Source organism: Sphingobacterium sp. JB170, from assembly GCF_900163865.1.
Classification (GTDB): Bacteria; Bacteroidota; Bacteroidia; order Sphingobacteriales; family Sphingobacteriaceae; genus Sphingobacterium.
Map to the genome: position 1 here is coordinate 181876 of NZ_FUKU01000067.1, position 11955 is coordinate 193830.

An 11955-nucleotide genomic window follows, 5' to 3' on the forward strand; every position below is an offset into this window, starting at 1 on the left:
AGAATACTAAATCCGCCGATCTGGAATTTGTACGCGAGTTTGCGTGTTTCTAAAAAACACCGTTTTTAATTTATTTAAGGCATTTATTTCTTAATTTTGCTGACTATGTTAGCAGAAGTTCAGGAAAAAATTATACAGCTCACCAACGAGCTCAACGACTATAATTATCAATATTATGTGCTCGCCAATTCGGAGATTTCTGATTATAATTTTGACCAAAAACTAAAAGAACTTGAAGCTTTAGAAGCGCAATACCCACAATTTAAAGACCCTAATTCCCCTAGCCAGCAAGTAGGTGGAGACATTACACATAAATTCAACACGGTCCAGCACCGCTGGCCCATGCTCTCGCTTGGCAACACCTATAACGAACAGGAATTACGTGACTTTGATGAGCGTGTGCGAAAAGTCGTTGGCGACCAAGTGCAATATGTCTGCGAACTAAAATTCGATGGCCTATCCATTTCCATCACCTATCAAAATGGTAAATTGATACGCGCAGTGACACGTGGCGATGGCACCCAGGGAGATGAAGTGACCAATAATGTTAAGACGATTCGTAGCATCCCCCATAATCTGCACCCAGGACGCTACCCAGAGCTGTTCGAAATTCGGGGCGAAATATTCATGCATCGCAAAGCATTCGAGCGGCTGAATAAGGGCCGCGAGCAAGACGGGAAGCAAACTTATGCCAACCCTAGGAATTTTGCCTCCGGAACAATTAAACTGCAAGATCCCAAAGAAGTTGCGAAACGTCCGCTAGACTGCTTTCTATACTTTTTATACTGTGAAAACCGGGCAAAGCAATTCCCCGGCCATTGGGAAAGTATACAAGCTGTCAAAGAATGGGGTTTCCAAACCTGCGAACACACCAAACTATGCAACAGTATCGAGGATATTTTGTCTTTTATCTCTCATTGGGACACACAGCGTCATCAATTATCGTACGACATCGATGGCATTGTCATCAAAGTAAATGATTATGCTCAGCAAGAAGAGCTGGGCTTTACCGCGAAATCACCACGCTGGGCTATCTCTTACAAATTCAGAGCAGAGTGCGTGGAGACCACTTTAAATAGCATCATCTACCAAGTGGGGCGTACCGGCGCTGTAACGCCTGTCGCTAACTTAAAACCTGTACTACTTGCCGGAACAACGGTAAAACGAGCATCACTCCACAACGCCAACGAAATAGCGCGCCTCGATCTGCACGAAGGGGACACCGTATTTGTGGAGAAAGGTGGAGAAATTATTCCAAAAATCATCGGCATCAATAACGAAAAGCGAGCAAAAAATACGCTGGCCATCGTCTACCCGACGCACTGCCCAGAATGCGGAACACAACTGATTCGTCAGGAGGGGGAAGCGGTGCACTACTGCCCAAACGAAGACGGATGCCGACCGCAAATTGTAGGGAAGTTGAAGCATTTTATTGGTCGCAAGATGATGGACATCCAGGGACTAGGGAATGAAACAATAGCAACGTTCTTCCAACTAGGGCTACTTTCAAAAATCACGGATATCTACTCGCTATCCGAACAACGCGAACAGCTAAAAAAGATAGAGCGATTTGGTGAAAAATCAATCGAAAATATGCTCACCGGAATTGAAGAATCGAAAAGCAAACCGTTTGAAAAAGTGCTTTTTGCATTAGGCATACGGCATGTTGGAGATACAACGGCAAAAAAATTAGCCGCGTACTTCAAAAACATACAAGCCATGAATGACGCAACCATAGCCGACATTGCGGCTGTACCAGATGTAGGTGAGCGGATCGCAATGAGTGTGTTCGACTACCTGCATGACCCAGTGCACCAATTAGAATTAGAAAAACTAAAAGCTGCGGGACTTCAATTCGCAGTCGTCGAACAAGAACGTATACTTGCTGGGAACAGCCTTTCCAACAAATCATTCCTAATATCTGGCGTATTTGCGAATTACTCCAGAGAGGAGCTGACCCATCTCATTGAATCACATGGAGGTAAAATAGTATCGTCCATATCGGCAAAACTAAACTACTTGGTTGCGGGCGACAAGATGGGGCCATCAAAACTAGCCAAGGCAGAGAAACTTCAGATTCCTATTATTTCGGAAGATGAAATTATTAAAATGATTAATCAAGACAATTAAATAAAATACGAGAAATGAACGAGCTTCAAGGAGCAGGCGTGGCACTGGTTACGCCTTTTAATGTAGAGGGAACGATCGACTTTGATTCATTAGCCAACCTAATCGAATACCAAATCGAACAAGGTATGGATTACCTGGTCTCACTAGGTACCACCGGAGAAACAGCAACATTAAGCGCGCAAGAACGAAAACAAGTGTTTGATTTCACCGTGAAGCAAGTTAGCAATAGAGTGCCCTTGGTAGCGGGTATTGGGGGCAACAATACACACGAAGTGGTTGAACAACTAAATGCATTCGACACAGAAGGATTTTGCGCTATACTTTCCGTATCTCCATATTACAGCAAACCCTCACAGGAAGGGATCTACCAACATTATAATGCTATCGCTACTGCGTCCAAAATTCCGGTAATTTTATACAATGTACCCGGACGCACGGGAAGCAACATCAGCCCCGAGACGACCATTCGCTTAGCGATGGACCATCCTAACATCATTGCAACCAAAGACGCATCGGGAAACTTTAATCATTTTAATGAAATCCTTCGTAACAAACCAAGTACTTTTCAAGTGATTTCCGGAGATGATCCCATCACCCTTCCTATGATTGCCTTGGGTGCTGTTGGCGTTATTTCTGTTGTGGGAAATGCCTACCCACAAAGCGTAAAATCATTAACTGCTCTTTGTATTGGCAACCAATACGAACAAGCGCGGCCCGTACATAACTCGTTGCTTAAGTTAATAGATCTATGTTTTATTGAAGGAAACCCCTGCGGCGTAAAATTTATATTAAAAGAACTCGGCGTGATAGCATCAGACCAGGTACGATTACCATTAGTCCCGGTCAGCACAGCTACACAGCAGGCAATTCGTACCGCTATGGCCGAAATCAAACAGCTTGCCTAAAAATACGCTTTGATTCCCTAATTGGAGAACGAGACGTCGGAAAATAAAAACGCCTCTCAAATTAGTTTTGAGAGGCGTTTTTATTATACAATAATTTTTATTTGACTTGGTTCCTGCGAATAATATTCAACGCTCCACCAGCCTTAAACCACTCAATTTGTGGCGCATTATAAGTATGATTCGCTAAGATCTCATCTGTAGAACCATCTGCATGGTGTAAGACGATAGTCAACGGCTTACCTGGCGCAAATTCTGTTAATCCTACAATATCGATCGTATCATCTTCTTGAATCTTCTCGTAATCATCTTTGTTTGCAAACGTCAATCCAAGCATTCCTTGTTTTTTCAAGTTTGTTTCGTGAATACGCGCAAATGATTTTACAAGAACGGCACGAACACCTAGGTGACGCGGCTCCATGGCAGCATGCTCACGTGATGAACCTTCTCCGTAGTTTTCATCTCCAACTACAATAGAACCAACCTCTGCAGCTTTATATGCACGCTGTGTTGCTGGAACAGGTCCGTACTCACCACTTATTTGGCTTTTCACTAAATCCGTTTTGTCGTTGAAGAAGTTCACCGCGCCGATAAGCATGTTGTTTGATATATTATCCAGGTGACCACGATATTTCAACCAAGGTCCAGCCATAGAAATGTGATCCGTCGTACACTTACCTTTTGCTTTGATCAACAGTTTCAATCCTTTCAAGTCTGTACCTTCCCATGCCGTAAATGGCTCTAAGATTTGAAGTCGGTCAGAAGTCGATGCAACACTCACTTCAACACCTGTTCCGTCGGCTGCTGGCGCTTGGTAGCCCGCGTCCTCAACAGCAAAACCCTTTTCTGGAAGTTCCTCACCTGTAGGTGGATCCAGTTTTACTTGCTCACCATTTTTATTTGTCAGCGTATCTGTAACCGGATTAAAACCTAAGTTACCTGAAATTGCAATTGCCGCCACCATTTCTGGAGAGGTCACAAAAGCGAACGTATTCGGGTTGCCGTCAGCGCGCTTAGCGAAGTTACGGTTAAACGAGTGTACAATTGTGTTTTTCTCTTGCTTATCAGCTCCTTCACGATCCCACATTCCAATACATGGTCCACAAGCATTTGTGAATATTGTTGCGTTTAAATCCTCAAACGTTTTAAGTAATCCATCACGATCAGCCGTGTAACGTACTTGCTCGGAACCCGGGTTAATACCGAATTCAGCTTTAGTAACCAAACCTTTGTCAATAGCTTGCTTCGCAATAGAAGCTGCACGTGTTAAATCCTCATACGAAGAGTTCGTACATGATCCAATCAACCCCCATTCTACAGTCAGCGGCCAGCCGTTCTTTTCGGCTTCTTCAGCCATACGAGAGACAGGCGTATATAAATCTGGTGTGAAAGGTCCGTTCAACGAAGGTTCCAATTCTGAAAGGTTAATTTCAATCAATTGGTCAAAATATTTTTCCGGATCCGCATATACCTCTGGATCTGCAGATAGATGCTCTTTTATTGCGTTTGCAGCATCAGCAACCTCGGCACGATCTGTTGCGCGCAAATAACGTTCCATGGATGCATCATAACCAAAAGTAGACGTGGTTGCTCCAATCTCTGCCCCCATGTTACAGATAGTACCTTTACCAGTACATGACAAAGATTCTGCACCTTCACCAAAATATTCAACGATCGCACCGGTACCACCTTTTACAGTTAGAATACCAGCAACTTTTAAAATCACATCTTTCGCCGAAGCCCATCCACTTAAGCTACCCGTTAACTTAACACCAATTAATTTTGGAAATTTAAGTTCCCATGGAAGTCCAGCCATTACATCACATGCGTCCGCACCACCAACTCCAATAGCAACCATACCTAGACCGCCCGCATTCACGGTGTGCGAATCGGTACCGATCATCATACCGCCTGGGAACGCGTAGTTTTCCAAAACTACTTGGTGAATAATACCGGCACCTGGTTTCCAAAAACCGATGCCATATTTATTTGAAACTGAAGATAAGAAGTCAAACACCTCTGAACTCTCGTTCCTGGCGCGTGTTAAATCTTTTTCTGCTCCTTCTTTTGCTTGAATTAAGTGGTCACAGTGCACCGTCGAAGGTACTGCCACTTTCGGACGTCCAGCCTGCATAAATTGTAACAATGCCATTTGCGCTGTCGCATCTTGCATAGCTACACGGTCTGGAGTGAAATCAACGTAAGAGTTACCACGTTCATATGCCTCAGTCGCACTTCCATCCCATAAGTGAGTATACAAAATCTTCTCAGATAGGGTCAAAGGTTTGTTAACCACTTTACGAGCAGCTGCAATGCGCTCGTTATATTGGCCGTAAACCTTTTTGATCATTTCAATATCAAAAGCCATTTATTATTAATTATTATTTAATGTACTCAATTAAAACTAAATCGATTATCGATTTTGATTAACACAAAAATACAAAAAAGAATAGGTTAAAAGTAGTCTTAAGTCAAGCTACGTACTAATTTGGAATAAATCCAAACAAGACGTGAACCCAATGACAAGTCCATCTTTTTTTCAAAAATATTCTTTTCCAGAACCGGTATTTATAAGAAAAGGGCAAATGCCCTTTTTAAATTCTTGTCCTAAACTTGTTGTGCACCATGTACAACATTTTTAAGGCTCCGTATTGCTTCGGTTGGGCTTTCAGCAGAAAAAACGCTACTACCTGCTACCAGCACATCGGCACCCACTTCTAACAACAATGCAGCATTTTTATCTCCCACACCGCCATCGATTTCAATCAACAACGCGTCATTTATCCCAGCGGCCATCGTCCTAAGGTCGCTAATCTTAGCGTATGTACGATCAATAAATTTCTGTCCCCCAAACCCCGGGTTTACAGACATCAAACAAACCAAATCGACATCTTGAATAACGTCTCGCAATAAGCTTACCGGTGTATGTGGGTTTAAAGCAACACCGGCCTTGCACCCCAGTTCCTTGATAGCAGCTAATGTCCGATGAAGATGCGTGCATGCCTCATAATGCACCGTGATTATTTCGGCTCCTGATTCTTTACATGCCGTCAAATATCGATCTGGGTCAACGATCATCAAATGCACATCAAGAGGTTTCTCCGCGTGTTTTGCAATAGCCTGCATCACGGGAAAACCAAAAGAAATGTTCGGCACGAAGACACCGTCCATAATATCGATATGGAACCAATCTGCTTCACTCTTATTGACCATCTGTATATCGTCGTAAAGTTTAGCGAAATTTGCAGCCAACACCGAAGGAGCAATTAAGTGTTTCATCTTAAAGAATTTTAATTTTTTGCAAATATACACAAGTCAACTCCGAATTGCGGCGTTTTTCATAATTTAAATACCCTAACGCATTCGTCAATAAATAGTACATTTGTTTTAAATATTGTGAAACAGAACAAAAGGACACCAACGTGGCGAAACTTAAAATAAACTATCTACACGAGAAGACTCAGAATAATTCCTTTATAATCAAGTTTGCGATGATCATTTTGGCTATCGTACTCATCTGTATCTTTTTGCCAAAACAACCTCGCTTTAGATACGAATTCCAAAAAGGAAAAGCATGGAATCACGACAACCTTATATCGCCCTACAATTTTGCTATTCTCAAGACGCAGCAGGAGCTGATTAAAGATCGGGAACAGATACTTAAAACTGTTCAACCGATATATAACCTAAACCTTAGTGCTAGCAAAGAACAAATTGATCAATTTAACACCGACATCCCAGAGAAATGGCAGATAAGCAACATGGATTCTGTCGAAGGTCAGAGCTTGGAAGTTTACCAAGCAGTTGGCAACGCACTGCTTAACTATGTCTATGACCGAGGAATCGTCTCATTAAATAATCGGTATCAGAACAAAGGTGAGGACCCGAGCGAAGTCGATAATACAAAAAGCCAGTATAACTTTACGCTACTGCACGAAAACATTGCCCAGCAAAAAAACACAGCCGACATATTCACAATCGAATCAGCGAATCAATACATTAGTGCCAGCATCGAAAAAAACAAAAAAATAGGGCGAAAAACGTGGTTCACGGAGACACTTAAAGCATACGTTACGATTAATTATATCTTCAACGAAAATCTGACCAATAAGATTGAACAAAGTGCGTTGACAAATATTTCAACAACACGTGGTGTCGTACAAAAAGGTGAACTGATCGCCGAAAAAGATAAGACAATCAATAATGAAACCTATCAGAAAATAGAATCATTACGTAAAGTTTTCGAAGATGAGGCTCGCATCAGCGGCAACCAAAGCTATGTCGCCTTTGGACAATTCATAATGATCTCGACGTGTATGGCGCTGTTAATGGTGTTCTTATTTTATTTTCGATCATCTATATTCGAGAACAACCGGCTTATATTCATCATATTAATAGTTATTGTTGCCATGCTCGGGGTCCTATCGTGGGCACTAAATGTACAAATCCCCAGTTTGTATTACATCCCCTATTGTAGCGTACCAATTATTTTTCGTGTCCTTTTTGACACCCGAGTGGCTTTGAATATACATTTGTTGATGGTACTCATTGCCGCGTTGTTTGTACCAAACAGTTATGATTTTGTCTTTCTTCAATTTATCGCTGGTATGGTTGCAATTTACAGTATAAAAACTCTTGTAAAACGGGAACAATTCCTCATCTCCTCGCTCCTAATCTTAATCACTTATACCATTTCCTATATCGGGTTAGTTTTAACAAGGAACGGTTCGCTGCAAAGTATATACTGGTCAGATATCATACCATTTATTGTAAGTGTTGGGTTAACCCTACTCGCTTATCCATTGATATATGCATTTGAACGGTTATTCGGCATTGTATCGGATCTAACCTTGATGGAACTCACAAATAGTAACTCTAAGCTTCTTCGAGAATTGTCCCTGAAGGCACCCGGGACATTTCAGCATTCTCTCCAAGTTGCAAATCTTGCTGAAGCTGCTGTCTATAAAGTCGGCGGGAATCCCCTACTGGTACGGGCAGGCGCGTTGTATCACGACATCGGAAAAATGCAGAATCCTCTTTTCTTTATCGAAAATCAAAAAGCCGGGGCCAATCCGCACGCCGAACTTACACCTGAACAATCTGCACAAATCATCATTTCACATGTCCTTAAAGGACTCGAAATGGCTAAAAAAAATCTTCTTCCGGAAGTTGTCATTGATTTTATAAGAACACATCACGGAACAACAAAAGTAGATTATTTTTACAATTTGGCAGTAAAAAATAATCCAGAAAAATTGGTAGACGAAAGCATTTTCCGCTACCCCGGCCCAGTACCATTTTCTAAGGAAACTGCAATACTGATGATTGCTGACTCCGTGGAAGCAGCCTCGCGATCATTAAAAGAACCAACCGAAGAGTCCATCAACACTTTGGTTGACAAAATTATCGATCACAAAATAACGCAGCGCCAATTCATAAATGCAAACATAACAATGCGTGACCTTACGGAGGTTTCTGATATTTTTAAATCTATGTTAAAAAGTATATATCACATCCGGATTGACTACGACGTTAACAAGAAATCTGTCATAGAAAACGCTTAGAAAAAAAATCTTTTTGAGCCTCAGATGGTTATTGAAAATAATCAAAAAATACATTTCACGACTTTGAAGAGTGGAATATTTGATTTATGTTTGCACTGTTGAAAAAACGGAGAGGTGCCTGAGTGGCCGAAAGGAACAGTTTGCTAAACTGTCGTACTGGAAACGGTACCGCGGGTTCGAATCCCGCCCTCTCCGCAAAAGATGAATTAAAACCCGCTGAAAATCAGCGGGTTTTAATTTTTTAAGAATAAAAGTCCCACCAAAACTCCCACCAAAATATAGATCCGGGAAATTCTTTAAAAATATGGGAACAAAACCAAAATATAAAGAACCAAAAATAGTCCGAGCGAAACGAGGATGGTTTATCGCGTTGTATTATCTTCAACCGAACGAAAGCACCTATAAGAGATTTGAGTTATCGGGTGGGATCAATTATATTCATGATATAGAAAAAAAGGAAAGGGAGATACAGGAGATGCTCAAATACCTACTAGGAGAGTTAAAAAATGGTTTTAACCCATTTTTCCCTGATCTTGAAAATGAATTTATAACTGCAGTTGAAAAAAAGAAAGATGAAATTATATTTGCAGACTCAATTTCTACATATTGGTTAATCTCCTCAGCAATTGACAAATTTATAGAAGATTGCAGATCACGAAATCTCGCTCCAAAAACCCAATTCCTCTTTGGAATCACAAATACTTTTATTCATTTAGAGAAATTGGAGAAGCAAATTCGGAACAATTAGCATTTTATAGAGCTACGACATACTGAAATACCTAACTAAATTTTATTCCTACCCATAGTTATGTACAAAATGAATCCTACTATTGGAAATATTATTAGAAATAAAGACCATTGTATTTTATTAGCCATCGTAAATTTTTGACTGTGATAGATTTCCCAAATTGGATAAACAATAAATATAGCTAAGACAATTAAGAGTATAAACAATTCAGTCCATGTAAATATCATAATTAAAGATAATATGAGTCTAGTAATAAAATTCAGAAAACCTCTCCCTCAAATGTTACAATAACGGGTTCATCTGATCCTTTGATTATCAATGCAATATATTCCATCTGAAAGCCTATTTTACCCTTTGTCTCAAAAAGAACCTTGAGGTCACTTTTTTGACCAGGTTGCAAAGGACCTTTTGACCATGTCACCTTCGTACATCCACAACTTTCTCTTATATCAGATACTGTTACTACAGTCGTGTCTGTGTTTTGCCATCTGTGATGTGCACAAAGGGAAGCATATAGTCCTCATAATTCAGCATCGCATGTAGTTTTAACATTACGATCCCTCCCCCAATCAAACATCGACAGGCAAAGTGGAATTACCGTAGCATCGATCAGGAAGACCTATTCCATCAATTGATGTAGTTCTGAACGTCGGTGTATGTTCTTTTGCGACAAATCATCCAATAGTCGGTAGTATAGATCCCGAAACAAGGAATGATCCAGATGTGCATTCATGTACGAAAGATTGCATTTACTGCGTACCCGACTGCCCCAGTAGACTCATGTTATCCATGGTGCTACAAAGTCCATTACGGCAATGATCTAAAGCACCCATATTTACTAGCGCGATAAACCTTCACCTTAATATGTGCACAGTATGGCTATTTCGTGGTCTTGCTTTGACAGTTATCACTTATAAGTGTATCCGCAAAACTTCAAGAAATCAACGGACATCTAGTTCGGAGGGCGAATGCGTTTATTTTATAAAAAAAATATTCCACCAAACCACAAAATTATAGATTGCATGAATACCGACTATAAAAAAGAAAGCTACTGCGACTTCATACTTTTCTTTAATATTGAGATATACAATATTATAGAATAGTCCGGACAATAAGGTTAATACGACATATGCCAAAGATGTATGATGCGAAATAGCAAATAATATCGAAGAAATAATTACAATTTGAAAATTATTTAATCTTAATTTTCCACCTACATAAAAAAATAAAAATTGAAAAATAAAAGTTTCAAAAAGAGGTGCGAAAAAAAAAGCTGCTGCGAAAGCTTCATAAGTCGGTAATTTTGATATTGAATGTTCCAATTGATTTGGAAATAATGAAGAAATTACATTCCCAAACAATCCAGATAAAAAAAATTTTATAACTAAACAAATAAAGAAAAGAGGTGCTAGGTTAAACCTATTAAAGAAATTTTTAATCTTTAAAAAGATACAAATTCTATATTTATCCATAAATCAAAATTACAGGTAGTTTCCCACAAATTGTGCAAATATAAAATAAAGAGTCCACGCTGAGCATAATCTCTGCCTCTTCTTTGAAAATACCACTTAAATGTTCGGGAAGCAATTGCTTGTCCCAATTGTTAGCTTTGACTACAAATGCCTGATCTAATACCGGCATGGATTGTATTAAAGCTTTATAATGGTTTAGGTTCATAATTGGTAATCTAAATATACTCTACCCTAAGAAGCTACCCTTACTTTCCCTGTCACTACATTGTTGATAAGGCTTTGTTTGTATTCTTTTAATTGAATAATTTGCTTTTGTGTAATGGCTTGGTCTATTTTTGTAGTGACTTCATCTAAATATAAAACAATGGCTTCCTGTTTAGGAAGAGACGGAACAATCAATAGAATATTCATAACATTTTCCTTTGTTAATTTTGGTTGAGCTGCTCCTGAAATATAAACTGTATAATCAAAATCTGCCTTAGCATATGTTATAAAATCAAGTTCTTTAATCAGAAATGATCAGTCAATTAGAGAAAAAAATATTAAATAAAAGACTAACGCTAAAAGCTAAGTTTTCGTTTTGCCAGTAGGACAATAAAGGAAAACTTAGTTTTTATATGCTAGGCTTTTTATGTTTATCTATTAATCGAAGGATTGCATGAATTGTAGCTAAATAAAAATAAAACATCCAACTATACCATATAGGTTTATCATATTCAACTTTTTGTTGGTTATTATGATGTCTTACACCGAAATTATTAGCAATATTGAATAAATCTTTTTCATCCTTTCCATCTAAAACTGTTTTGATTTTAGGTCTTAAGAATTCTAAAACATCAGCAAGTTCTCTTATAGAATCTTTTCTGTCCTCTAAAGTTGATTTGTGACGTCGAAATTTCAAAACTGCTAAACTGATTTTGTTTGTTACATTATTCTCATCATTTGATGGAATATCCGCTTCTAAAAGTGATGAAATATTTGAATCTGGTAGTTCTAATATTTCTCCATCTTCTGAAAGTTCAAATCCATTTCCATAACCACCAAGTATTGTATTTATTGTAGTTCTGTAAAATTTTTGACCATCGTATCCGCCCTACGAACTACATATTTGATTGCTGAATAATATTCTTATAGTTCTG

The 11955-nt window shown here is 39.3% G+C and carries 11 protein-coding genes, 1 tRNA gene and 1 pseudogene; 5 read left to right on the plus strand and 8 right to left on the minus strand.

Going from position 1 to position 11955, the window contains the following annotated elements; genetic code table 11:
* Nucleotides 1–105: 105 nt before the first annotated feature.
* Nucleotides 106–2130 (plus strand): NAD-dependent DNA ligase LigA, encoded by a 2025-nt coding sequence (ligA, locus tag FM107_RS17775; protein ID WP_086949816.1) that lies wholly within the window; start codon nt 106–108, stop codon nt 2128–2130.
* 14 nt (nt 2131–2144) lie between these two features.
* Nucleotides 2145–3035 (plus strand): 4-hydroxy-tetrahydrodipicolinate synthase, encoded by an 891-nt coding sequence (gene dapA / locus FM107_RS17780; RefSeq protein ID WP_086949817.1) that lies wholly within the window; start codon nt 2145–2147, stop codon nt 3033–3035.
* A gap of 97 nt (nt 3036–3132) precedes the next feature.
* Here dapA and FM107_RS17785 read toward each other — a convergent pair whose 3' ends face one another.
* Complete coding sequence (locus tag FM107_RS17785) at nt 3133–5400, minus strand: aconitate hydratase (RefSeq protein ID WP_086949818.1); 2268 nt, start codon at nt 5398–5400, stop codon at nt 3133–3135.
* Between the two features lie 239 nt (nt 5401–5639).
* Nucleotides 5640–6311, minus strand: a complete 672-nt coding sequence (gene rpe / locus FM107_RS17790; RefSeq protein ID WP_086949819.1) for a ribulose-phosphate 3-epimerase — start codon at nt 6309–6311, stop codon at nt 5640–5642.
* Between the two features lie 143 nt (nt 6312–6454).
* On the opposite strand from rpe, the gene FM107_RS17795 reads away from it, so the two are divergent.
* The 3 genes from FM107_RS17795 to FM107_RS19615 all read left to right on the plus strand — a co-directional run bounded on the left by FM107_RS17795 (nt 6455) and on the right by FM107_RS19615 (nt 9344).
* The gene (locus tag FM107_RS17795; protein WP_086949820.1) at nt 6455–8596 is read left to right on the plus strand and encodes an HD family phosphohydrolase; all 2142 of its coding nucleotides are present in this window, start codon (nt 6455–6457) and stop codon (nt 8594–8596) included.
* A 108-nt stretch (nt 8597–8704) separates the two neighbouring features.
* Nucleotides 8705–8791 (plus strand) — tRNA-Ser (locus FM107_RS17800).
* 109 nt (nt 8792–8900) lie between these two features.
* Nucleotides 8901–9344, plus strand: a complete 444-nt coding sequence (locus FM107_RS19615) for a hypothetical protein (protein ID WP_086949821.1) — start codon at nt 8901–8903, stop codon at nt 9342–9344.
* Nucleotides 9345–9379: 35 nt separating this feature from the next.
* Here FM107_RS19615 and FM107_RS20305 read toward each other — a convergent pair whose 3' ends face one another.
* From FM107_RS20305 to FM107_RS17835, 6 genes and pseudogenes are all read right to left on the minus strand, one after another.
* The gene (locus tag FM107_RS20305; RefSeq protein ID WP_086949822.1) at nt 9380–9571 is read right to left on the minus strand and encodes a PLDc N-terminal domain-containing protein; all 192 of its coding nucleotides are present in this window, start codon (nt 9569–9571) and stop codon (nt 9380–9382) included.
* 32 nt (nt 9572–9603) lie between these two features.
* Nucleotides 9604–9825 (minus strand): annotated as a pseudogene (locus tag FM107_RS20310) (DUF1573 domain-containing protein); the annotation flags it as partial.
* Nucleotides 9826–10318: 493 nt separating this feature from the next.
* Nucleotides 10319–10816, minus strand: a complete 498-nt coding sequence (locus FM107_RS17820; RefSeq protein WP_086949824.1) for a type II CAAX prenyl endopeptidase Rce1 family protein — start codon at nt 10814–10816, stop codon at nt 10319–10321.
* Complete coding sequence (locus FM107_RS17825; RefSeq protein ID WP_086949825.1) at nt 10809–11021, minus strand: hypothetical protein; 213 nt, start codon at nt 11019–11021, stop codon at nt 10809–10811. The genes FM107_RS17820 and FM107_RS17825 overlap by 8 nt, the downstream gene beginning before the upstream one ends.
* A 26-nt stretch (nt 11022–11047) precedes the next feature.
* Nucleotides 11048–11329 (minus strand): restriction endonuclease subunit S, encoded by a 282-nt coding sequence (locus tag FM107_RS19430; RefSeq protein ID WP_143559528.1) that lies wholly within the window; start codon nt 11327–11329, stop codon nt 11048–11050.
* Between the two features lie 100 nt (nt 11330–11429).
* Nucleotides 11430–11717: a hypothetical protein gene (locus FM107_RS17835; protein WP_086949827.1), complete on the minus strand. Its 288-nt coding sequence runs from the start codon at nt 11715–11717 to the stop codon at nt 11430–11432.
* Nucleotides 11718–11955: the final 238 nt, after the last annotated feature.

Coding starts and splice junctions, on each gene's coding strand:
- FM107_RS17820 (WP_086949824.1), bottom strand. CDS start 10,816: ATGGATAAATATAGAATTTGTATCTTTTTAAAGATTAAAAATTTCTTT.
- FM107_RS19615 (WP_086949821.1), top strand. CDS start 8,901: ATGGGAACAAAACCAAAATATAAAGAACCAAAAATAGTCCGAGCGAAA.
- dapA (WP_086949817.1), top strand. CDS start 2,145: ATGAACGAGCTTCAAGGAGCAGGCGTGGCACTGGTTACGCCTTTTAAT.
- FM107_RS17825 (WP_086949825.1), bottom strand. CDS start 11,021: ATGAACCTAAACCATTATAAAGCTTTAATACAATCCATGCCGGTATTA.
- rpe (WP_086949819.1), bottom strand. CDS start 6,311: ATGAAACACTTAATTGCTCCTTCGGTGTTGGCTGCAAATTTCGCTAAA.
- FM107_RS17785 (WP_086949818.1), bottom strand. CDS start 5,400: ATGGCTTTTGATATTGAAATGATCAAAAAGGTTTACGGCCAATATAAC.
- FM107_RS20305 (WP_086949822.1), bottom strand. CDS start 9,571: ATGATATTTACATGGACTGAATTGTTTATACTCTTAATTGTCTTAGCT.
- ligA (WP_086949816.1), top strand. CDS start 106: ATGTTAGCAGAAGTTCAGGAAAAAATTATACAGCTCACCAACGAGCTC.